We start from the raw sequence: 21,953 nt of genomic DNA on the forward strand, positions 1-21,953 counted from the left end.
CTTTTTTTGAATTCAGGGTTTGATAATAGCCTGACCACGCAACACGTCTAACAATTGCGCAATCAAATTTGTTACCAATTGTTGGCCATCAAGGTGGATTTCCGGCTGCTGCGGCGCCTCGTAAACCGCGTCGATACCGGTGAAATTGCGCAGCTCGCCGGCGCGCGCTTTCTTATACAATCCCTTCGGATCGCGCGCCTCGCAGATCGCCAACGGCGTATCGACAAACACCTCGATAAAGCGATCGTCGCCGAGCATCTCGCGCACCATTTGCCGCTCGGCGCGGTGCGGCGAAATGAACGCGGTCAGCACCACCAGCCCAGCGTCCACCATCAGCTTGGCCACTTCCCCCACCCGGCGAATGTTCTCGCGCCGATCCTCGTCGGAGAAGCCGAGATCGCGGCACAGGCCATGGCGCACGTTATCGCCGTCCAGCAGGTAGGTGCTGACGCCGAGCCCATGCAGCGCCTGCTCCAGCGTGCCGGCGACGGTGGATTTGCCCGAGCCGGACAGCCCGGTAAACCACAGCACCGCGCCGCGATGGCCGTTGCGCGCTTCGCGATCCGCGCGCGTCACCGCGTGCGGATGCCAAACCACATTTTCGTCGTCCGGCCCGGTCGCCCTCAGTTCAACGGCCACCTTATCGGCCACCGAGCAGATCGCGCGCGCCCCAGTGCGGGAAGTGCTTGCGCACCAGCGCATTCAGCTCCAGCTCGAAGGCGCTGAATTCGCCGCGCGCCGCCGATGCGGCCTGCAGCGTCTCACGCACCAGACCGGCACCAACCGTCACGTTGCTCATGCGATCGATAAAGATCAGCCCGCCGGTGTCGTGATTGTTCTGGTAGCTGTCCAGCACCAGCGGTTCGTCGAAGGTCAGTTCCACCAATCCGATGCCGTTGAGCGGCAACGTGTCGGCCGGATGCTGCGTCAGCGTATTGATCTCCACCTGATGACGGATGCTCTCCACGCGTGCGCGGGTCTTTTTACCGGCGATCTTGATGTCGTAGCTCTGGCCCGGCACCAACGGCTGCTCGGCCATCCATACTACGTCCACCAGCGCGCTCTGCGCCGCCTGCAGACTTTCGCCAGCGTCGACCAGCAGATCGCCCCGGCTGATGTCCACTTCATCCTTCAGCACCAGCGTAATCGCCTCGCCCGGCACCGCTTCTTGCAGATCGCCGTCGAAGGTCACGATGCGCGCCACGCTGGACTCCACACCGGAAGGCAGCACTTTGACCCGTTGCCCCACCCGCACCACGCCGGCAGACAGCGTGCCGGCATAGCCGCGAAAATCGAGGTTCGGGCGGTTGACGTACTGCACCGGGAAACGCAGCGGCTGGTTTTCTCGCTCGCTGATCACGTCAACGCTCTCCAGCACTTCCAGCAGCGTCGGGCCGCTGTACCACGGCATATGGGCGCTTTCGCTCGCCACGTTGTCGCCGTCCAGCGCCGACAGCGGCACAAATTTGATGTCCAGGTCGCCTGGCAGCTGCTGGGCGAAGGTCAGGTAATCCTGTTTGAACTGCTCGAACACCGCTTCCTGATAGTCCACCAGATCCATCTTGTTCACCGCGACCACCAGATGGCGAATGCCCAGCAGGGTCGCGATAAAGCTGTGGCGGCGAGTCTGATCCAGCACCCCTTTGCGCGCGTCGATCAACAGGATCGCCAGATCGCAGGTCGAGGCGCCGGTGGCCATGTTGCGGGTGTACTGCTCATGCCCCGGGGTATCGGCGATGATAAACTTGCGTTTTTCGGTCGAGAAGTAGCGATAGGCCACGTCGATGGTGATGCCTTGTTCGCGCTCGGCCTGCAGGCCGTCCACCAGCAGCGCCAGATCGAGCTTCTCGCCCTGGGTGCCGATGCGTTTGCTGTCGCTGTGCAGCGTCGACAGCTGATCCTCGTAGATCTGGCGGGTATCGTGCAGCAGGCGGCCGATCAGGGTGCTTTTGCCGTCGTCGACGCTGCCGCAGGTCAGAAAGCGCAGCAGGCTCTTGTGCTGCTGCGCGTGCAGATAGGACTCGACGCCGCCCTGGTCAGCGATTTGTTGTGCAATTGCGTTGTTCATCCGGCGGCTCCTTAGAAATACCCTTGACGCTTTTTCAGCTCCATCGAGCCGGACTGATCGCGATCGATCATCCGCCCCTGGCGTTCACTGGTGGTGGAGACCAGCATTTCTTCGATGATCTCCGGCAGGGTTTGCGCCTGCGAGTCCACCGCGCCGGTCAGCGGCCAGCACCCCAGGGTGCGGAAACGCACCATGCGCTGGCTGATCACTTCGCCCGGCTGCAGATCGATGCGATCGTCGTCCACCATCATCAGCATGCCGTCGCGCTCCACCACCGGGCGTGGTTTCGCCAGGTACAGCGGCACGATGTCGATCTTTTCCAGGAAGATGTACTGCCAGATATCCAGCTCGGTCCAGTTCGACAGCGGGAACACGCGGATGCTCTCCCCTTTGTTGATCTGGCCGTTGTAGTTGTGCCACAGCTCCGGCCGCTGGTTTTTCGGATCCCAGCGGTGGAAGCGATCGCGGAACGAATAGATGCGCTCTTTAGCGCGCGATTTCTCCTCGTCGCGCCGCGCACCGCCGAAGGCAGCGTCGAAACCGTACTTGTTCAACGCCTGCTTCAGGCCCTCGGTTTTCATGATGTCGGTATGCTTGGCGCTGCCGTGCACGAACGGGTTGATGCCCATCGCCACCCCTTCCGGGTTTTTATGCACCAGCAGCTCGAAGCCGTACTCCTTCGCGGTGCGATCGCGGAATTCGTACATTTCGCGGAATTTCCAGCCGGTATCGACGTGCAGCAGCGGGAACGGCAGCGTGCCGGGGAAGAACGCCTTACGCGCCAGGTGCAGCATCACGGAAGAGTCTTTGCCGATGGAATACAGCATCACCGGGTTGGCGAATTCAGCGGCGACTTCACGGATGATATGGATACTCTCCGCCTCCAATTGCCGCAAATGAGTGAGTCGTTTTTCGTCCATAACAGGTCCTTAAAAGCCTTGCCTATGCCAAATTCACGACGGCCGGGCGCGCTGCCCCTTCCGTCTGCGATTGATGCCCGAACCAGGCGATTTGATGGTGCAGTTCCACCACTTCGCCGATCACCAACAGCGCCGGCAGCGGCGCCTGTTGGGCCAGGTGTTCCAGTTGTTCCAGCGTGCCGATCTGCACCTGCTGATCGGCGCGCGTGCCGCGGCTGATCACAGCCACCGGCGTCGCGGCAGCGCGACCGTGGGCGATCAGCCGCTGGCTAATGTCCGCCGCCTTCATCGTGCCCATGTAGATAGCCAACGTCTGCCGCGCCCGAGCCAGATCGGCCCAGTCCAGGCCATCGCCGTCGGGGCGGCAGTGGCCGGTGATAAAGGTCACGCTCTGCGCGTGGTCGCGGTGCGTCAGCGGAATGCCGGCGTAGGCGGTCGCCCCCGCGGCGGCCGTGACGCCCGGCACCACCTGGAAAGGAATGCCGGCGGCGGCGGCCACCTGCAGCTCTTCGCCGCCGCGGCCAAAGATGAACGGATCGCCACCCTTGAGGCGCACCACGCGTTTGCCCTGCTGCGCCAGTTCCACCAGCAGCCGATTGGTCTCCTCCTGGATCACCGAGTGCGCGCCGGCGCGCTTGCCCACGCAGATGCGTTCGGCGTCACGGCGCACCAGATCGAGGATTTCGCCGCTGACCAGATGGTCATACAGCACCACGTCCGCCTGCTGCATCACCTGCAGCCCACGCAGGGTCAACAGCCCCACGTCGCCCGGCCCGGCGCCCACCAGAGCGATCTCGCCCTGGGCGCCCTCATCGCCTGCGGCGAAGCGGTGCAAATCCTGCTCCAGCTGCCGTTCCGCCTGCGCCGTCTGGCCGTTGGCCACCAGCGTGGCGAAACGACCGCCAAAGGTTTTCTCCCAGAAACGGCGGCGTTCGCCGATCGAAGCCAACCGCTGTTTGACCTGGCCGCGCCAGCGGCCCGCCACCTGCGCCATCTGCCCCAAACTGGCGGGTAGCAACGCCTCCAGCTTTTCGCGCAGCAACCGCGCCAGCACCGGCGCCTGGCCGCTGGACGATACGGCCACCACCAGCGGCGAGCGATCGATGATCGACGGGAAGATGAACGAACAACGCGGCTGATCGTCCACCACGTTGGCCAGCACCCGGCGTTTATCCGCCTCGGCGAACACCGCGGCGTTCAGCGCGTTGTCGTCCGTGGCGGCGATCGCCAGAAACACGTCGTCCAGCTGCTGCGGATCAAAGCTTTTCCCCAGCCAGAGCACCTGCCCTTGCTGACGTTGTTGTTCCAGTTCCGGTGAGAGCGACTGCGCAACTATCCGTATTTCAGCCCCGGCGCGCTGAAGCAGATCGACTTTGCGCGCCGCCACGTCACCGCCGCCAACGACCAGCACCGGACGTTGTTTCAGGTCGGCGAATATTGGTAGATAGTCCACAACAGCCTTTTCATATAACAGAAAGATAGTGTGACTATACGGGCTGAGATTTAGCCTCTGAAATGACGAAAAGGAATGATTAGTTCCTTTATGGAATATAGGCCGCAACGCCGATGGCAAACGGTGATACTCACGACAGCAGTTTGCGCGTTGGCGCGAAAATTAAGAGACAGGGAAATTGTGTAATGCCGCCCGGCGTCTCATACTGGGTGCCGAAGAAAAATGATCGGCAGCGCCGATAGCAAAGAAGGATTTTTCGGTATGTTTTCCCGTTTTTACCTGAAGACCAGCCTGCTGGCCCTCGCACTCGGCGGCGTCTTCAGCGTGTGTGCCGCACAGCCCGTAAAAGACGCGCCAATGGGCCGTTTCGCCGCCGAACAGACCCGCCACATCGCCACTTACTTCCCCGGCCGCATGGCGGGCAGCCCGGCCGAATTGCTCACCGCCGACTACCTGAAGCAGCAGTTCAGCAAGATGGGTTACCAAAGCGATATTCGCAGCGTCAATACGCGCTATCTCTACACCAGCAAAGATGGCAAGAAGAACTGGAACAACGTCACCGCCAGCTCGGTGATCGCCGCCCGCAACGGCGACAGCCCGAAACAAATCGTGGTCGTCGCCCACTTCGACACCTATACGCCGCAGAGCGACGAGGATCTGGATAACAACCTCGGTGGCTTGACGCTGCAGGGCGTCGACGACAACGCCTCCGGCATCGGCGTAATGCTGGAACTGGCGGAACGCCTGAAGAACATCCCCACCGCCTACGGCCTGCGCTTCGTCGCCACCAGCGCCGAAGAGCTCGGTTCGCTGGGGGCGCAGAACTACCTGCAGCGAATGAGTGCGGAAGAGAAAAGCAACACCGTGCTGGTGATCAATCTCGACAGCCTGATCACTGGCGATCGGCTGTACTTCAACGCCGGGCGCAACACGCCGCCGCAGATGGCGAAGCGCTCCCGCGATCGCGCGCTGGATATCGCCCATCGCTACGGCATCGCCGCCGCCACCAATCCAGGCAGCGCACAGCATCCGCAGGGCACCGGCTGCTGCTCCGATCAAGAGGTGTTCGATGCCGCAGGCATCCCGGTATTGTCGGTAGAGGCCACCAACTGGTCGTTGGGGGAGAAGGACGGCTATCAGCAGCGCGCCGTCAGCCCGCACTTCCCGCAGGGCATCACCTGGCACCGCCCGCAATACGACAACCTGCAGTATCTGGATCGCTATCTGCCGGGGCGGATCGACAAACGCAGCCGCGACAGCGTGCAGATCCTGCTGCCGCTGATCAAAGAGTTGGCGCAGGCACACCCGCCGAAAGCACAAAAGAAAAAGTAGCCTACAAAAAAGCAGGGCCCAGCATTGCTGAGCCCTGTCGGGTGATTCGCCTCTTTTAGCCTTCGTGCAGACCGCACTCGCGCTTCAGGCCGAAGAAACGCGTCTCTTCCTCACTCATGCCCGGCTCCCATTTCTGGGTGGTGTGGGTATCGCCTACCGACAGGTAGCCCTGTTCCCACAGCGGGTGATAACTCAGCCCGTGTTCGGTCAGATACTGGTAAATCTTGCGGTTGTCCCAGTCGATGATCGGCAGGATCTTGAACACCCCACGCTGCACCGCCAGCACCGGCAGATTGGCGCGGCTACCGGACTGCTCGCGCCGCAGACCGGCGAACCAGCTCTGCGCCCCCAGCGTCTCCAGCGCGCGGTTCATCGGCTCAACCTTGTTGATCTGGTTGTACTTTTCAATCCCTTCCACGCCCTGTTCCCACAGCTTGCCATAGCGCGCCTCTTGCCAGGCGGGAGACTGTTCGGCGCGGAACACCTGCAGATTCAGCTTCAGCTGGTCGGTCAGTTGATCGATAAAGCGATAGGTTTCCGGGAACAGGTAACCGGTGTCGGTCAGGATCACCGGGATATCCGGCCGGATGCGCGTCACCAGGTGCAGACATACCGCCGCCTGAATGCCGAAACTGGACGAGAGTACGAACTCGCCGGGCAGATGCTCCAGCGCCCATGCAACGCGCTGTTCGGCGCTGAGGGTCTCCAGTTGGCCGTTGACTACCGCCAATGCCAGCGCCTGCCCGGATTTGGGCAACGCGTTCAGCGCCGCCAGATCGAATTCAGCCATGTTGTCTCTCCTGATGCTTGAAATTACCTGCGCGGCCCCTCTGCCCAGAGGCCGCCCGGCCTCACTCCCAGAAATCTCGCGCCGGATCCAGCACCGGTTTGACGATCCCCGCACGCACGGTGAAGTCGCCGAAGCCTTCGCCGCCGTTGCGCTCCTCCGCCCAGCGCCCCACCAACAGGTCGATCTCGTTCAGGATCTCGTCTTCGTTGATGTTCTCGCGGTACATGCGCGGAATGCGCGTGCCTTCGCGGTTGCCGCCCAAATGCAGGTTATAACGGCCGACCGCCTTGCCCACCAGCCCCAGCTCCGCCAGCAGCGCGCGGCCGCAGCCGTTCGGGCAGCCGGTAATGCGCAGCACGATATGCTCGTCGCCCACCCCGTGCCGATGCATGATCCCCTCCACCTTGGTGACGAACTGCGGCAGGAAGCGCTCGGCCTCCGCCATCGCCAGCGGACAGGTCGGGAACGACACGCAGGCCATCGAATTCTTGCGTTGCTCGCTGATCTCGTCGTCGATCAGGCCATGATCGCGCGCTAGGGCTTCGATCTTCGCCTTCTCGCTTTCCGGCACGCCGGCGATGATCACGTTTTGGTTCGCCGTCAGACGGAAGTCACCTTTATGGATCTTGGCGATCTCCGCCATGCCGGTCTTCAGCGGGCGCCCCGGATAGTCCAGCAGGCGGCCGTTCTCGATAAACAGCGTCAGGTGCCATTGATCGTCGATGCCCTTCACCCAACCGATGCGATCGCCGCGGCCGGTGAATTCATACGGCCGGATCGGCGCGAAAGTAATGCCGGCGCGCTTTTCCACTTCGGCGCGGAAAGCATCTACCCCGACGCGCTCCAGCGTGTATTTGGTCTTGGCGTTCTTGCGATCGGTGCGGTTGCCCCAGTCGCGCTGCGTGGTCACCACCGCTTCCGCTACCGCCAGCGTATGTTCAAGCGGAATGTAGCCGAACTCGCTGGCCTGGCGCGCGTAGGTTTTCTTGTTGCCGTGTTCGATGGACAGCCCGCCGCCCACCAGCAGGTTGAAGCCTACCAGCTTGCCGTTTTCGGCGATCGCCACAAAGTTCATGTCGTTGGCGTGCAGATCGACGTCGTTCTGTGGCGGGATCACCACCGTGGTTTTAAATTTGCGCGGCAGGTAGGTCGGCCCCAGAATCGGTTCTTCGTCGGTGGTGGCCACCTTTTCCTGATCCAGCCACACCTCGGCGTAGGCGCGGGTGCGCGGCAGCAGGTGTTCGGAGATCTTCTTCGCCCACTCGTAGGCTTCCTGATGCAGCTCGGACTCCACCGGGTTGGAGGTGCACAGCACGTTGCGGTTCACGTCGTTGGCGGTCGCCAGCGCGTCCAACCCCAGGCGATTCAGCAACTGGTGCACCGGTTTGACGTTGCCTTTCAGAATGCCGTGAAACTGGAACGTTTGGCGGTTGGTGATGCGAATGCTGCCGTACAGCGTGCTCTCCTGCGCGAACTTGTCGATGCCCAGCCACTGCTGCGGGCTGATGACGCCGCCCGGCAGGCGACAGCGCAGCATCATGGCGTGGCGCGGCTCCAGCTTCTGCTCGGCGCGTTCGGCACGAATGTCACGGTCATCCTGCTGGTACATGCCGTGAAAACGGATCAGCAGGAAGTTGTCGCCGTTGAAGCCGCCGGTCAGGCCGTCGTTCAAATCTTCGGCGATGGTGCCACGCAGGAAGTTGCTTTCCTTCTTCATGCGCTCCGCATCGGCCAGTTTGCCTTCGACTACCAAAGGCCCGGGGTGTTTATCACTCATCAGTAAACATCTCGCTGATAACGGCGCTCAAGGCGCAGCTCACTTAAAAATTCATCCGCCTGCTCGGTATCCATGCCACCGTGCTCGGCCACCAGTTCCAGTAATGTGTTTTCCACGTCTTTCGCCATGCGATTGGCATCGCCGCAGACGTAAATGTGCGCGCCTTCCTGAATCCAGCGCCACACTTCTGCGCCCTGTTCGCGCAGTTTGTCTTGTACGTATATTTTATGTTGCTGGTCACGGGACCAGGCCAGATCGATGCGGGTCAGCAGGCCGTCTTTCACGTAGCGCTGCCATTCGACCTGGTACAGGAAATCTTCGGTAAAGTGCGGGTTGCCGAAGAACAGCCAGTTCTTGCCGCCGGCGCCGTCGGCGTCGCGCTGCTGCATAAAGGCGCGGAACGGCGCGATGCCGGTGCCCGGGCCGATCATGATCACCGGCGCTTCCGGATTGGCCGGCAGGCGGAAGTTGTCGTTGTGCTCGATAAACACCCGCACGTCACCGTCTTCCTCCAGGCGATCTGCCAGGAAGCCGGAGGCGCCGCCGCTGCGGGCGCGCCCGTCGATGTCGTAACGCACCACGCCCACGGTGATGTGCACTTCGCTTTCGTTCTCCGCCTGCGAAGAGGCGATGGAGTACAGGCGCGGCGTCAGCGGACGCAGCAGCCCGACCAGCTGTTCGGCGCTCAGATCCGCCGGCGCCTGGCGCACCATGTCGACGATCGGCGTGTTGTGCGCATACTGCTGTAGCGCAGCCTTATCCGCCAACAGACCGATCAGCGTTTCGTCGCGCGACAGCGCGGCGTATTTATCGACGATCGGCGTGGTGTTCTGCGTCAGTTCGAAATGGCTGCGCAGCGCCTGCGCCAGCGGAAGGGTCTGCCCTTCCACCTCGACCGGCTCGTCGCCTTTCAGCCACAACAGCTGCACCAGTTCGTCCACCAGCGCCGGATCGTTGTCGAACCATACGCCGAGCGCATCGCCCGGCTGATAGCGCAGGCCGGAGTCGCCCAGATCGATCTCGATATGGCGCACGTCTTTATCCGACGCGCGGCCGGTAATTTTCTGCTTGACCGCCAGTTGGGCGGTGAGCGGTTGTTCCTTGCTGTACGGACTGCTGTCGATCAGGTTAACCGCGCCGCTGGCCAACACGCCCGGCGCAGCGCTTTCCGCCGGCGCGCGCGCCTTCAGCACCGACACCACCTGTTTGCGCCAGGCGGCGGCCAGCTCCTGGTACTCCACGTCGGCATCTACGCGCTCCACCAGGCGCTCGGCACCCAGCTCGGCCAGCTTGCCGTCGAAATCTTTACCTGACTGGCAGAAATTCTCATAAGAGGTGTCGCCTAACCCGAACACCGCAAACGCGGTGTCATTGAGCTTCGGCGCCTTCTTCGAGAACAGGAATTTATGCAGCGCCACCGCTTCTTCCGCCGGTTCGCCTTCCCCTTGTGTGGAGGCGACGATCACCAACAGGCGCTCTTGCGCTATCTGTTTGAACTTGTAGTCGCCGGCGCTGACCAACGTGGCGCTCAGATTGGCGGCCAACAGATCGTCGCGCAACTGCTCCGCCAGGCGGCGCGCATTGCCGGTCTGCGAAGCGGAAATGATGGTGATGGCGGCCGCAGCCGCAGGGGCGGCAGGCGCAATGGCCACAGCTCCGGGCTGTTGATTGACCATGCCCCAAAAATAACCGGACAGCCACGCCAGCTGCGTCGGCGAATAGTCGCCGATCGTCGCCTGTAAGCGCGCCAGCTGTTCGGGCGTCAGCGGGAGCAAAGATGTTGGAGGAGCCTGAGTCGTCATTGCTGTACTTATTTCCTATACTTAGCGCCTTTCCTGCCAGGCGCGCGCCAGTGCCAGTCGCTGTCTCTTCGCTGCGTCGGGTGTGCGGAAAAGATCAGGAGAGTTTGTAAGGTTACCGAGCAGAATAGCAACGATTAAATAAGGGATAGCAATAAATCATAACCAAAATGACTAAGCTGTTTTTCTGGTAAGGGATAACGCTTAAACCGTTAAACAAAGTTTTTTATCCAGATGAAAATAAAGCACTTTTTTTCATCATTTTTTCACCGTTCAACATTTCGGCTCATAACCCCAGCCGATAGGTGCCGCAGACACCAAACAAAAAAAGTGTTAACCGGGTGCGTTTGCCGTGGCGGTAGACCATAACGGTATAAATGGCAAGCAGGCGCGCTTTCCGGTACTATGCGGCGGTTTTTGAGTCAATGAGGCCGTAATAATGGCAACCACGCTGTTTAAAGATTTTCAGTTTGAAGCCGCACACCGTTTGCCGCATGTACCGGAGGGCCACAAATGCGGCCGTCTGCATGGGCATTCGTTTATGGTGCGTCTGGAAGTGACCGGTGACGTGGATCCCCACACCGGTTGGGTGATGGATTTCGCCGAGCTCAAGGCTGTGTTTTCCCCGATCTGGGAGCGGCTGGATCACCATTATCTGAACGATATTCCAGGATTGGAAAATCCCACCAGCGAAGTGCTCGCCGCCTGGATTTGGCAGCAGCTCAAGCCTCAGTTACCGGAACTGACTGCGGTGATGGTGAAAGAGACCTGTACGGCGGGATGCGTATATAAAGGTTGATGCCGTGAGGGTATGTGCAGATACCCTCACACTACCTCGCCTTGCAGATCCAGGCGCCGCGCCACCCAGGGCCTTTCCGACAGGCTCAGCACCATTCCCCCGCGATAGACAAACGTTTTGCTCTCGCCATCCTCAATGAACGCCGTCTCGTTTTCCATCGCCCGATAGCCGGCGCCGGTATAGTACTTTTCGCTTACCGCAAACAGTATGGAATACGCGATCCCTTTACTGCGCAAATAGTCATGCGCCTTCACCAGCATGTTTGCGGCCACGCCGCGGCGCCGATGCGTGTGTGCCACGGCCACCAGCCCGATGATGCCGATCACCTCGGTCTCACCGTCAATCAACACCGGCCGCTTATGCACCGCCAATTGGCCGACGATCACCTCGCCTTCCGCGGCGGTCACCAGGCAAACCGGCACCTGCCGCCGATAAAATCCGTCGGTTATCTCGGGGAAAGCTTCGGACAACAGCGAGCGAATCGACCGCAATTCCGCTTCCGTCACCGCCTCGAATGCACGCGATACAATTTTCACCGTAACTCCCGTCCCGTTCGAAGGCCTGCGGCCAATAAAAAACTCAGGCGATATTCAGATATTTGTGGGTCTGCATCGACAGCCGCCAATTGCGCGCAATGCAGGTTTCGATGCACAGGCGGGTCGCCTCTTCTTTCTGGCTGATCGGTTGCAGCGCGATAATCCGCGCCTTGTCATCCTGCAACGTCGCCAGCAGCGCATCCAGCGCCTCGATGTCGCGCTCGCGCGCCACCGGATGCTTCACCTCGTCAGCGCGCCGCAGCGCCTGATCCAGCACCTTCATGCCGCCGCGCATATTCACCTTGGGCGAAACCGTCACCCAGGTGTTGGCGGAGCAGCGAATTTCGTGGGTGCCGCTGGTCTCAATCTGGCAACGGTAGCCGTGCTGTTCGAACAGCTCGGTCAGCGGCGCCAGATCGTAAATGCAGGGTTCGCCGCCGGTGATCACCACATGACGCGCGGTGTAGCCTTGTTGGCGCATCACCGCCAACAGCTGCTCGGCGCTGGCATTGCCCCAGGCGTCGCTCTCTTCTGTTTTGACCAGGATCCGTTGCAGGTCGACTTCCCGATGGGCTTCCTTTTCCCAGGTATGTTTGGTATCGCACCAACTGCACCCTACCGGGCAGCCCTGCAGGCGGATGAAAATGGCCGGCACGCCGGTGAAAAAGCCTTCGCCCTGCAAGGTTTGGAACATCTCGTTGATCGGGTACTGCATCGGTTTCTCAATCTGGAAAAGTAAAAAGCGATTATCGCAGATTCCGGCCCGGCGACCAAACGGCCAAAATTGTATTAAATTTTATCCTCCGCGCCGCCATCAGCATATCTCACCGCCAATGGCGTTCATTTAATTTGTTAACCGGTCTTTGGCCTTTCATCGGCGGTGCAACCTGCTCCACAGAAAACAACACGCAGTTAACAAATAAGATAATTATATTTGACATAAAGCGCTGACGCGCAGATGTATATACAAGCAAACACAAGCCGAGCGCCAGTTTCGGCCACGTTCCATCACGACTACATCTGCGTTTAGAGGGTGCCATGACTCATTCCACCAGCGAGTTAAACATTCAACAGGCCATCGACGACAGCAAGTTTTCGCTGTTTCACTGGACCCTGATCATTCTCGGATTCCTGATCCTCGCCATCGACGGTTTCGATACCGCCGCCATGGGCTATATCGCCCCCTCGGTCGCCAAAGACTGGGGCATCGTCAAACAGGATCTGGGGCCGGTGCTGAGCGCCGCGCTACTGGGGCTGTCGCTCGGCGCGCTGATCGCCGGGCCGATCTCCGACCGCATCGGCCGCAAGCGCGTGCTGGTGTTTTCCTGCCTGTTCTTCGGCCTGTCGAGTTTGGCCACCGCCTACGCCGGTTCGCTCAACAGCCTGACGCTGTGGCGCTTCCTCACCGGCCTCGGGCTGGGGGCGGCGATGCCCAACGCCATTACCTTGATCTCCGAATACGCGCCGCAGCGCTGCCGTTCGCTGGCGATCAACACCATGTACTGCGGCTTTCCGCTGGGCGCGGCCGGCGGCGGCGCCATTTCATCGTGGCTGATCCCGAGCTACGGCTGGCACAGTGTGCTGCTGCTCGGCGCCATTGCGCCGCTGGTATTGACGGTTCTGCTGATCCTGCTGCTGCCGGAGTCGGTTAAATATATGGTTAACCGCGGCCAGGATGCGGCGAAGATCAAGCGCATCGCGCAGCGCTTCGTTAGCCGGAGCCTCGACGGCGTGACGCGTTTTTATCTGTACGAAGAGAAGCTGGCGCAGACCAAGACCAGCGTCGGCCTGCTGTTCAGCCGCCCTTACCTGCTCGGCACGCTGATGCTGTGGCTGACCTACTTTATGGGGCTGGTGATCTACTACGTGTTGCTGAGCTGGATGCCAATCCTGATGCAGGGATTGGGCTATCAGTTGGAGCAATCGGCGATGCTCACCTCGCTGTTCACCTTCGGCGGCACGCTGGGCATCCTGGTGGCCGGCTGGTTGATGGACCGCTGGAATGCGCACAAAGTGGTCTCGAGCGGCTTTGTCGTCACCGCCCTGCTGATCGTGGCGATGGCCACCGAGGATAAACAGATCGTGCTGCTAGGCGCCTTCATCTTCCTGATGGGCGTCACCATGAACGGCGCGCAGTCCGGGCTGCAAACGCTGGCGGCGACATTCTACCCGACCCACAGCCGCGCCACCGGCATCGCCTGGATGCAGGGCATCGGCCGCTTCGGCGGCGTCGCCGGCACCATGATGGGCGCCCAACTGCTGGCCATGCAGTGGGAAGTGCAGAGCATCCTGATGTTCCTGTGCGTGCCGGCGCTGATCGCCGCCATCGCCACGGTGTGCAAGATGAGCCGCAAACCGACGCTGCAGCCGGCCGCCTGACCCTTGCAAGCCCGCCCACGGCGGGCTTTCTTCCTGCGGTGATAGGGCTTTTTTATTCTCCGCCGTCAACTGTAATCAGACTGTAAAAATATTGTGACTAGCCGCCCAAAAATGAGTCAATTTTAATTCATTTTTGCCGAACAGCTCACTTTTCTCCGGCTTTCCGTACCTGAGACCGGCGATAAAAAATCGCATATCAACCTGATATAAAAAGAAAATAACTTTTTCTTATGCCACTTTTCAGCGGCAACTGGTCAGTGTTGCATATGCTTGTACATACAAGTATATGTTAATAAGCCCTATGCATTGTTATGCCGTGGTACTCATCCCCACCGCGGCATGGAATCTGCACCGATACTGTTTGAGGAAACTGCTGTGACTACAAATAACAAAGTTCGCAATGTCGATGTACGCGCGCCACGCGGCACACAATTAAACGCAAAAAGCTGGCTGACCGAAGCGCCGTTACGCATGCTGATGAACAACCTCGATCCTGAAGTTGCGGAGAACCCACACGAGCTGGTGGTGTACGGCGGCATCGGCCGCGCCGCGCGCGACTGGGATTGCTACGACAAGATCGTCGAAACCCTGAAAACGCTGGAAGAAGACGAAACCCTGCTGGTGCAGTCCGGCAAACCGGTCGGCGTCTTCAAAACCCACAGCAACGCGCCGCGCGTGCTGATCGCCAACTCCAACCTGGTGCCGCACTGGGCAACCTGGGAACACTTCAACGAGCTGGACGCCAAAGGCCTGGCGATGTACGGCCAGATGACCGCCGGCAGCTGGATCTACATCGGCAGCCAGGGCATCGTTCAGGGCACCTATGAAACCTTCGTTGAAGCGGGCCGCCAGCACTACGACGGCAGCCTGCAGGGGCGCTGGGTGCTGACCGCCGGTCTGGGCGGCATGGGCGGCGCGCAGCCGCTGGCCGCGACGCTGGCGGGCGCCTGCTCGCTGAACATCGAATGTCAGCAGAGCCGCATCGATTTCCGTCTGAAAACCCGCTACGTCGATGAGCAGGCCAAAGATCTGGACGACGCGCTGGCCCGCATCAAGAAATACACCTCAGAAGGCAAAGCCATCTCCATCGCTCTGTGCGGCAACGCGGCGGAAATCCTGCCTGAGCTGGTGCGCCGCGGCGTGCGCCCGGACATGGTCACCGACCAGACCAGCGCCCACGATCCGCTGAACGGCTACCTGCCGAAGGGCTGGAGCTGGGAAGAGTATCGCCAGCGCGCGCAAACCGAGCCGGCCAAAGTGGTCGCCGCCGCCAAGCAGTCGATGGCCGATCACGTCAAAGCCATGCTGGCGTTCCAGCAGATGGGCGTGCCAACCTTCGACTACGGCAACAACATTCGCCAGATGGCGAAAGAAACCGGCGTCGACAACGCCTTCGACTTCCCGGGCTTCGTGCCGGCCTACATCCGTCCGCTGTTCTGCCGCGGTATCGGGCCGTTCCGCTGGGCGGCGCTGTCCGGCGATCCGCAGGACATCTACAAAACCGACGCCATGGTGAAAGAGCTGATCCCGGATGACGAACACCTGCACCGCTGGCTGGACATGGCGCGCGAGCGCATCAGCTTCCAGGGCCTGCCGGCGCGCATCTGCTGGGTTGGCCTCGGCCAGCGCGCCAAGCTGGGCCTGGCGTTCAACGAGATGGTGCGCCGCGGCGAACTGTCCGCCCCGATCGTCATCGGCCGCGACCACCTGGATTCCGGCTCCGTTTCCAGCCCGAACCGTGAAACCGAAGCGATGAAAGACGGTTCCGATGCGGTTTCCGACTGGCCGCTGCTGAACGCCCTGCTGAACACCGCCAGCGGCGCCACCTGGGTTTCCCTGCACCACGGCGGCGGCGTCGGCATGGGCTTCTCCCAACACTCCGGCATGGTGATCGTCTGCGACGGCACCGACGAGGCCGCCGAGCGCATCGCCCGCGTCTTGCACAATGACCCGGCTACCGGGGTCATGCGTCACGCCGACGCCGGTTACGATATCGCTATCGACTGCGCCCGCGAGCAAGGCCTGAACCTGCCGATGGTTGCCGCGACCCAAGGAGAAAAAGCATGAAAGCGCTGACTATTCGCCCAGGCAAACTGACGCTGGCCCAGCTACGCGACGTGTATCAACATCCGGTGACGCTGACGCTGGACGACAACGCTTACGGCCCTATCCAACAGAGCGTGGCCTGCGTGGAACGCATCGTTGAAGAAAACCGCACCACTTACGGCATCAACACCGGGTTTGGCCTACTGGCTTCGACGCGCATCGCCCGCAACGATCTGGAAAACCTGCAGCGTTCGATCGTGCTGTCACACGCCGCTGGCGTGGGCGAGCCGACCGACGACAACCTGGTGCGCCTGATCATGGTGCTGAAGATCAACAGCCTGTCGCGCGGCTTCTCCGGCATTCGTCTGGAAGTCATTCAGGCGCTGATCGCGCTGGTCAACGCCGAAGTTTATCCGCATATTCCGCTGAAAGGCTCAGTCGGCGCCTCCGGCGACCTGGCGCCGCTGGCGCACATGAGCCTGGTGTTGCTGGGCGAAGGCCAGGCGCGCCATCAGGGCCAATGGCTGCCGGCGACCGAAGCGCTGGCCAAAGCCGGCCTGAAACCGCTGACGCTGGCGGCGAAAGAGGGCCTGGCGCTGCTGAACGGCACCCAAGTCTCCGCCGCCTTCGCGCTGCGCGGTCTGTTCGATGCCGAAGATCTGTTCGCCGCCGCGACCGTGGCGGGCAGCCTGACGGTGGAAGCGGCGCTGGGCTCTCGCAGCCCGTTCGATGCGCGTATCCACGAGGTGCGCGGCCAGCGCGGCCAGATCGACGCCGCCCTCGCCTATCGCCACCTGCTCGGCGCGCGCAGCGAAGTCTCCGACTCGCACCGCAACTGTGAAAAAGTGCAGGATCCTTACTCCCTGCGCTGCCAGCCACAGGTGATGGGCGCCTGCCTGACGCAGATCCGCCAGGCCGCCGAGGTGCTGGAAATCGAAGCCAACGCCGTCTCCGATAACCCGCTGGTGTTCGCCGAACAGGGCGACGTGCTGTCCGGCGGCAACTTCCACGCCGAACCGGTAGCGATGGCCGCCGATAACCTGGCGCTGGCGTTTGCCGAAATCGGTTCGCTGTCCGAACGCCGCATCTCGCTGATGATGGACAAACACATGTCGCAACTGCCGCCGTTCCTGGTGGAAAACGGCGGCGTGAACTCCGGCTTCATGATCGCCCAGGTCACCGCCGCGGCGCTGGCCAGCGAAAACAAAGCGCTGGCGCATCCGTCGAGCGTCGACAGCATCCCGACCTCCGCCAACCAGGAAGACCACGTCTCCATGGCGCCGGCCGCCGGTCGCCGCCTGTGGAGCATGGCGGACAACGTGCGCGGCATTCTGGCGGTCGAATGGCTGGCCGCCTGCCAGGGCCTGGATTTCCGCAACGGCCTGAAGACCTCGGAAGGTCTGGAGCAGGCGCGCCGTCTGCTGCGCGAGCATGTCAGTTTCTACGACAAGGATCGTTTCTTCGCCCCCGACATTGAAGCCGCCAGCCAACTTTTGGCGGCCGGTCACCTGACATCGCTGCTGCCTGCGGCGCTGCTGCCTAGCCAGGCATAATCATCACACACTGAATCACGCAGTTTGTTCTGCCCCGCCGGGTGCATTCCACCCGGCGCGGGCAGCGCGTGCCTGTTCGGCAAACACTTAACGGGAAACAACATGCGTAACGAAACGACACAACTCAGACGCGGACTAAACGCGCGGCATATCCGTTTCATGGCTCTCGGCTCGGCGATCGGCACCGGCCTGTTCTATGGCTCCGCCGGCGCCATCCAGCTGGCCGGCCCGGCCGTGCTGCTGGCCTACCTGGTGGGCGGCGCGGCGGTGTTCATGGTGATGCGCGCGCTGGGTGAAATGGCGGTACACCAGCCGGTTTCCGGCTCGTTCGGCCACTACGCCAGCCACTACCTCGGCCCGCTGGCCGGGTTCCTCACCGGCTGGACCTACACCTTTGAAATGGTGATCGTCGCCCTGGCGGACGTCACCGCCTTCGGCATCTATATGGGGCTGTGGTTCCCGGACGTCGCTCAGTGGGTTTGGGTGCTCAGCATCATCCTGTTTATTGGCGCGCTCAACCTGTGCAGCGTCAAGGTCTTCGGCGAGCTGGAGTTCTGGCTGTCGCTGGTCAAGGTCGCCGCCATCGTGGCGATGATCGTCGGCGGTGCGGCGGTGATGCTGTTCGGTTTCGGGCAAACCCAACACGCCACCGGTATCAGCAACCTGTGGCAACACGGCGGCTTTATGCCTAACGGCTTCGGCGGCGTGGTCGCGTCATTAGCGGTGGTGATGTTCGCCTTCGGCGGCATCGAGATCATCGGCATTACCGCCAGCGAGGCGAAAGACCCCGCCAAAGTGCTGCCGAAGGCGATCAACGCCGTACCGGTGCGCATCCTGCTGTTTTACGTGCTGACGCTGACGGTGCTGATGGCGATCTATCCGTGGAACAGTATCGGCCAGAACGGCAGCCCGTTCGTCGAGATTTTCAGCAACCTTGGCATCAGTTCCGCCGCCAACGTGCTGAACGTGGTGGTGATCACCGCGGCCATTTCGGCCATCAACAGCGACATCTTCGGCGCCGGCCGCATGATGTACGGCATGGCGCAGGACGGCCAGGCGCCGCGCAGCTTCACCAAACTGACCGCCAGCGGCGTGCCGTGGATGACGGTGCTGGTGATGTCAGTCGCCCTGCTGCTGGCGGTGGTGCTCAACTACCTGATCCCGGAGAAGGTCTTCATGATCATCGCCTCGATCGCCACCTTCGCCACCGTCTGGGTGTGGCTGATGATCCTGCTGTCGCAGATCGTCATGCGCCGCACGCTGTCGCCGGAAGAAACTCGTCAGTTAAGCTTCCCGGTGCCGTGGTGGCCGGTGGCGCCGGCATTGGCGACCGCCTTTATGGCGTTCGTCATCGGCCTGCTCGGCTACTTCGAAGAGAGCCGCATCGCGCTGTACGTCGGGCTGGTGTGGATCGCTTTACTCACCGTGGCTTACTGGCTGTGGGTGCGCAAAAAAGGCGGCGGCTCGCCGGTGACCGCGGCGACGCAACAGATGTAACGCCCGCTGTTGATAAAACCCGCTGCGGCGGGTTTTTTTATTGCGCTTGCGCCAGCGCCTGCAGGATATCGGCCTGCAGATCGTCAAACGCCTCCAGCCCGGCGGACAGCCGCACCAGCCCCTCGCTGATGTGGTGCCGTTTCCGCTCTTCCGGCGTGTAGGCCGAGTGCGTCATGCTGGCCGGGTGTTGCGCCAGGCTTTCGCAATCGCCCAGGCTGACCGCGCGCAAAATGAGCTGCAGCGCATTGAGGAAGCGAATGCCTGCACACATGCCGCCCCGCAGTTCAAACGCCAGCATGCCGCCGGGGCGCGCCATTTGCCGCTGCGCCAACGCATGCTGCGGGAAGTTCGCCAGGCCGGGGTAATACACCCGCTCGACCGCCGGATGCTCCGCCAACATCTCTGCCAGGCGCTGCGCGTTATCGCAATGACGATCCATGCGCAGCGGCAAGGTTTTGATCCCACGCAGCACCAGCGCGGCATCCTGCGCCGACAGTACCGCCCCGTTCATGTCCTTTAACCCCTCCAGACGGATCGCCTCGGCCAACGCCTGACGCGTCACCGCTATCCCGGCCAAGAGATCGCCGTGCCCGCCGAGGTACTTGGTCGCCGAGTGCACCACGATATCGGCACCTAACGCCAAGGGCCGCTGTAGATAGGGCGTGCAGTAGGTATTGTCCACCAGCAGCAGCGCCTGATGCCGATGGGCGATCTCCGCTACGGCGGCGATATCGACCAAACGCATATTGGGATTGGCCGGGGTTTCGCAATACACCAGTCGGGTATGCGGACCCATGGCCGACGCCAGCCGCTCCGGCCGGGTCAGGTCAACGTGGGTTATCTTGACGCCGAAGCGTGCCAAGCCATGATGAAAGTAGCTGAAGGTACAGCCATAGACGGTTTCATCGACAATCAGCTCATCGCCCGGTCTGAGCAGCGTCCAGCAACACGCGGTGATCGCCCCCATACCGGAAGCGAACGCCACCGCCGCCTCCCCCTCCTCCAGGTTGGCGATGCGTTGCTCGAGCAGGGTTAACGTCGGATTGGCGATGCGCGAATAAAAGTACCCCGGCTCGGTGCCGGCAAAGCAGGCACCGCCGTATTCCGCGGTGGGAAAAGCAAACGTAGAGCTCATAAACACCGGCGGAGACAGTGCCCCCTGATACCGCTGCGGATCGTAGCCGTAATGAATAGCCCGGGTGGCAAAGTCGTGGCCAACTGCTGTAGCGGACATAACACAACTCCTTACCTGAGTGGGTGAAGCTTAATTCGTTGATTCATCCGAAAGGGCCGGCGGCAATGCGCTGTCTCGCGTGCGCTGGCCGATGATTTGTAAAGTACGCAGCAGCAGCGTCAACCCCAGCAGGGTATCCGGCTGCTTCAGCAAGGCGTACAGCGCGCGAAAACTGGCCGGCGGAGGATTCAATTGCAGCTCGCTGTGCGCCATCTGCAACGCAGTCCCCCCCTCCCAACCGACCGTAACCAGCCCTTCAAACACGCCGGCCAGTTTCTCCACCAGCGCGTTGTCGGCGATATCCACCACGTCCGACAACAGCGACAACAGATCGACCACGTTATCCAACCGCCCGCCCGCCAGCAGCGGCTGCAATTTCTCGAGCAACGCCGCCAATGATTGCAGGTCCGCCGCATGCACCGTGCTTTCCGTCATATCAGCCCCCTTACCGTGGCCCAGTAAAGGCCACGGTTAAACCCATTGCGCAGCATGCCGCCTACCTTGGTGGCGGGCGTCGGCAGTACGTCATGCCGGTAGTCGTAGACCAGCGGCATGCCGGCATTCAGCCCCATTTGCGCGACCGCCTGCACCTTGCCATCGTAATGGCTCACGGGCTGGCCCAGCCGCATTTCCGCCACGATGTTGTCGGCAATGACCGGCGCCTGATTATGGCAAGAGCCGCCGGCCTTGCTGACCGGCAAATCCACGGTATCGCCGATCACATATACGCCCTGCTGGCCGTAGACCTGCAGCGTTTGATGATCGGTTGGCAGCCAGCCTTCGCCGTTTTGACTCTCGCTCAACCCGGTATTGCGCACCGCCTCGACTGCGCGAATCGGCGGCGTTGCCATCAGAATGTCGAACGGCTGTTCTTCCCCTTCGGCGGAATAGGCGATGTTACGCTGGGCGTCTACCCGGCTGAGGGTAAACCCACGCTGGTGGCGAATGTCGCGCGCGGCAAAAATGGCGGGCAGCGCTTCGCCGGTCGGCCGCTGCAAAAACAGGCAGTTGCGCAGCAGTTGGGAAATGGTCGGGTAGGTGTACACAATCTCTACCGCCTTGCGCACGCCGCGCCGCCGCAGGTAGTCGTCCAGCATCAAGGTGGTTTCGATCGGCGCAATGCCGCACTGATGGGGCACGTTGGGCGTTTCGGGGAAGGACACGGTGATGAAAATTCGGCCTTTTTCGATCGTCGCCAGCTTATGCGCCAGCCGCCTGGCGGCCTGATACTGATAAAAATGATCGCCCACCTGCGCCAATCCTTCGATGCGTTCTGGCCAAGGGACACAGCCGGTAGCAAAGACCAGAAAGTCATAGGAATAAATTTTACCGCTTTGCGTAGCTATACTTCGCTGTTTTAAATCGAAAGATTGCGCTTTATCAACAATAAACTGTATTTCAGGCCGCAATAAACTCCGCTGTGAACGCGTGAGCTCTTGCTTGAAAAAAGCATTGAACGCCACATACATAAACGCCGGCTTGTAATAATGCAGCGGCGAATCCGATATCATTAATAACTCGACTTTATTATTAATAATCTCTTGGTGTAATTTTGCGGCCAATAAATTGGCCAGGATGGTGCCGCCGGTTCCACCGCCGATAATGATGATTCGCTGTCGCATCAAGCCCCCGCTCAACCGGCCAGCAAGCCGGCAGTATTAAGGTATGGTGATGATGAAGTTCTACGGCAGAACGGCGAGAAATAAACTGCCTTATTGGCAGTCTAGTAACGAATAGTTATAAAGCAAATAAAATGGGAATATAAAAACA

The 21,953-nt window shown here is 61.1% G+C and carries 18 protein-coding genes; 6 read left to right on the forward strand and 12 right to left on the reverse strand.

Annotated features, from left to right (window positions below; all coding sequences use genetic code 11):
• Positions 1-12 precede the first annotated feature (12 nt).
• From cysC to cysG, 4 genes are read right to left on the reverse strand one after another with little or no spacing between them, the layout of a single operon-like run.
• Positions 13-702 (reverse strand): adenylyl-sulfate kinase, encoded by a 690-nt coding sequence (gene cysC / locus BVU99_RS09155; RefSeq protein ID WP_080287102.1) that lies wholly within the window; start codon positions 700-702, stop codon positions 13-15.
• Positions 641-2,068, reverse strand: coding sequence for a sulfate adenylyltransferase subunit CysN (cysN, locus tag BVU99_RS09160; protein WP_043135846.1), 1,428 nt, complete (start codon positions 2,066-2,068; stop codon positions 641-643). The genes cysC and cysN overlap by 62 nt, the downstream gene beginning before the upstream one ends.
• Before the next feature lie 11 nt (positions 2,069-2,079).
• Positions 2,080-2,988, reverse strand: a complete 909-nt coding sequence (gene cysD, locus BVU99_RS09165) for a sulfate adenylyltransferase subunit CysD (protein ID WP_004932620.1) — start codon at positions 2,986-2,988, stop codon at positions 2,080-2,082.
• Between the two features lie 22 nt (positions 2,989-3,010).
• Positions 3,011-4,441 carry a siroheme synthase CysG gene (gene cysG, locus BVU99_RS09170; protein WP_043135853.1) on the reverse strand — a complete coding sequence of 477 codons (1,431 nt, stop codon included), beginning with the start codon at positions 4,439-4,441 and terminating at the stop codon, positions 3,011-3,013.
• A gap of 261 nt (positions 4,442-4,702) precedes the next feature.
• Here cysG and BVU99_RS09175 point away from each other — a divergent pair, with 261 nt between their 5' ends.
• Positions 4,703-5,773, forward strand: a complete 1,071-nt coding sequence (locus tag BVU99_RS09175; protein WP_025301612.1) for an aminopeptidase — start codon at positions 4,703-4,705, stop codon at positions 5,771-5,773.
• Between the two features lie 55 nt (positions 5,774-5,828).
• Here the strand turns inward: BVU99_RS09175 and BVU99_RS09180 are convergent, their stop codons facing one another.
• From BVU99_RS09180 to cysJ, 3 genes are all read right to left on the reverse strand, one after another.
• Positions 5,829-6,563, reverse strand: a complete 735-nt coding sequence (locus tag BVU99_RS09180) for a phosphoadenylyl-sulfate reductase (protein ID WP_016929052.1) — start codon at positions 6,561-6,563, stop codon at positions 5,829-5,831.
• Between the two features lie 61 nt (positions 6,564-6,624).
• Positions 6,625-8,340 (reverse strand): assimilatory sulfite reductase (NADPH) hemoprotein subunit, encoded by a 1,716-nt coding sequence (cysI, locus tag BVU99_RS09185; RefSeq protein WP_099816572.1) that lies wholly within the window; start codon positions 8,338-8,340, stop codon positions 6,625-6,627.
• Positions 8,340-10,142 (reverse strand): NADPH-dependent assimilatory sulfite reductase flavoprotein subunit, encoded by a 1,803-nt coding sequence (cysJ, locus tag BVU99_RS09190; RefSeq protein WP_099816573.1) that lies wholly within the window; start codon positions 10,140-10,142, stop codon positions 8,340-8,342. The genes cysI and cysJ overlap by 1 nt, the downstream gene beginning before the upstream one ends.
• A 436-nt stretch (positions 10,143-10,578) precedes the next feature.
• Between cysJ and queD the strand changes: the two genes are divergently transcribed.
• Positions 10,579-10,938, forward strand: a complete 360-nt coding sequence (gene queD / locus BVU99_RS09195; RefSeq protein ID WP_025301608.1) for a 6-carboxytetrahydropterin synthase QueD — start codon at positions 10,579-10,581, stop codon at positions 10,936-10,938.
• 26 nt (positions 10,939-10,964) lie between these two features.
• On the opposite strand, the gene BVU99_RS09200 is transcribed toward queD, so the two are convergent.
• Positions 10,965-11,474, reverse strand: coding sequence for a GNAT family N-acetyltransferase (locus tag BVU99_RS09200; RefSeq protein ID WP_168186780.1), 510 nt, complete (start codon positions 11,472-11,474; stop codon positions 10,965-10,967).
• Positions 11,475-11,517: 43 nt separating this feature from the next.
• Positions 11,518-12,189 carry a 7-carboxy-7-deazaguanine synthase QueE gene (queE, locus tag BVU99_RS09205; RefSeq protein WP_004932641.1) on the reverse strand — a complete coding sequence of 224 codons (672 nt, stop codon included), beginning with the start codon at positions 12,187-12,189 and terminating at the stop codon, positions 11,518-11,520.
• Positions 12,190-12,512: 323 nt separating this feature from the next.
• On the opposite strand from queE, the gene BVU99_RS09210 reads away from it, so the two are divergent.
• The 4 genes from BVU99_RS09210 to BVU99_RS09225 all read left to right on the forward strand — a co-directional run bounded on the left by BVU99_RS09210 (position 12,513) and on the right by BVU99_RS09225 (position 18,949).
• Positions 12,513-13,853, forward strand: a complete 1,341-nt coding sequence (locus BVU99_RS09210; protein WP_025301605.1) for an aromatic acid/H+ symport family MFS transporter — start codon at positions 12,513-12,515, stop codon at positions 13,851-13,853.
• A 375-nt stretch (positions 13,854-14,228) separates the two neighbouring features.
• Positions 14,229-15,920 (forward strand): urocanate hydratase, encoded by a 1,692-nt coding sequence (gene hutU / locus BVU99_RS09215; protein ID WP_025159649.1) that lies wholly within the window; start codon positions 14,229-14,231, stop codon positions 15,918-15,920.
• A complete protein-coding gene (gene hutH, locus BVU99_RS09220) occupies positions 15,917-17,452 on the forward strand; it encodes a histidine ammonia-lyase (RefSeq protein WP_049204764.1) in 1,536 nt (511 codons plus the stop codon). Before hutU ends, hutH begins: the two co-directional genes overlap by 4 nt.
• Before the next feature lie 102 nt (positions 17,453-17,554).
• On the forward strand, positions 17,555-18,949 hold the full coding sequence (locus BVU99_RS09225; RefSeq protein WP_025301603.1) for an amino acid permease: 1,395 nt from the start codon (positions 17,555-17,557) through the stop codon (positions 18,947-18,949).
• A 37-nt stretch (positions 18,950-18,986) separates the two neighbouring features.
• On the opposite strand, the gene BVU99_RS09230 is transcribed toward BVU99_RS09225, so the two are convergent.
• The 3 genes from BVU99_RS09230 to BVU99_RS09240 are packed head-to-tail and all read right to left on the reverse strand — an operon-like array spanning position 18,987 to position 21,805.
• Positions 18,987-20,183: a methionine gamma-lyase gene (locus tag BVU99_RS09230; RefSeq protein WP_099816575.1), complete on the reverse strand. Its 1,197-nt coding sequence runs from the start codon at positions 20,181-20,183 to the stop codon at positions 18,987-18,989.
• Positions 20,184-20,213: 30 nt separating this feature from the next.
• Entirely contained in the window at positions 20,214-20,618 is a 405-nt protein-coding gene (locus tag BVU99_RS09235) for a hypothetical protein (protein WP_080271238.1), read from the reverse strand.
• Positions 20,615-21,805 carry an FAD/NAD(P)-binding oxidoreductase gene (locus tag BVU99_RS09240; protein WP_099816576.1) on the reverse strand — a complete coding sequence of 397 codons (1,191 nt, stop codon included), beginning with the start codon at positions 21,803-21,805 and terminating at the stop codon, positions 20,615-20,617. The genes BVU99_RS09235 and BVU99_RS09240 overlap by 4 nt, the downstream gene beginning before the upstream one ends.
• Positions 21,806-21,953 lie beyond the last annotated feature (148 nt).

Origin of the sequence: Serratia sp. OLAL2, assembly GCF_002752475.1 — a bacterium.
GTDB lineage: Bacteria > Pseudomonadota > Gammaproteobacteria > Enterobacterales > Enterobacteriaceae > Serratia > Serratia bockelmannii.

What these genes read in the sequence shown, in the direction of transcription:
- cysC (WP_080287102.1), bottom strand. Translation starts at nt 702, where the DNA reads ATGCGCTGGTGCGCAAGCACTTCCCGCACTGGGGCGCGCGCGATCTGC.
- cysN (WP_043135846.1), bottom strand. Translation starts at nt 2,068, where the DNA reads ATGAACAACGCAATTGCACAACAAATCGCTGACCAGGGCGGCGTCGAG.
- cysD (WP_004932620.1), bottom strand. Translation starts at nt 2,988, where the DNA reads ATGGACGAAAAACGACTCACTCATTTGCGGCAATTGGAGGCGGAGAGT.
- BVU99_RS09175 (WP_025301612.1), top strand. Translation starts at nt 4,703, where the DNA reads ATGTTTTCCCGTTTTTACCTGAAGACCAGCCTGCTGGCCCTCGCACTC.
- BVU99_RS09180 (WP_016929052.1), bottom strand. Translation starts at nt 6,563, where the DNA reads ATGGCTGAATTCGATCTGGCGGCGCTGAACGCGTTGCCCAAATCCGGG.
- cysI (WP_099816572.1), bottom strand. Translation starts at nt 8,340, where the DNA reads ATGAGTGATAAACACCCCGGGCCTTTGGTAGTCGAAGGCAAACTGGCC.
- cysJ (WP_099816573.1), bottom strand. Translation starts at nt 10,142, where the DNA reads ATGACGACTCAGGCTCCTCCAACATCTTTGCTCCCGCTGACGCCCGAA.
- queD (WP_025301608.1), top strand. Translation starts at nt 10,579, where the DNA reads ATGGCAACCACGCTGTTTAAAGATTTTCAGTTTGAAGCCGCACACCGT.
- queE (WP_004932641.1), bottom strand. Translation starts at nt 12,189, where the DNA reads ATGCAGTACCCGATCAACGAGATGTTCCAAACCTTGCAGGGCGAAGGC.
- BVU99_RS09210 (WP_025301605.1), top strand. Translation starts at nt 12,513, where the DNA reads ATGACTCATTCCACCAGCGAGTTAAACATTCAACAGGCCATCGACGAC.
- hutH (WP_049204764.1), top strand. Translation starts at nt 15,917, where the DNA reads ATGAAAGCGCTGACTATTCGCCCAGGCAAACTGACGCTGGCCCAGCTA.
- BVU99_RS09225 (WP_025301603.1), top strand. Translation starts at nt 17,555, where the DNA reads ATGCGTAACGAAACGACACAACTCAGACGCGGACTAAACGCGCGGCAT.
- BVU99_RS09230 (WP_099816575.1), bottom strand. Translation starts at nt 20,183, where the DNA reads ATGTCCGCTACAGCAGTTGGCCACGACTTTGCCACCCGGGCTATTCAT.
- BVU99_RS09235 (WP_080271238.1), bottom strand. Translation starts at nt 20,618, where the DNA reads ATGACGGAAAGCACGGTGCATGCGGCGGACCTGCAATCATTGGCGGCG.
- BVU99_RS09240 (WP_099816576.1), bottom strand. Translation starts at nt 21,805, where the DNA reads ATGCGACAGCGAATCATCATTATCGGCGGTGGAACCGGCGGCACCATC.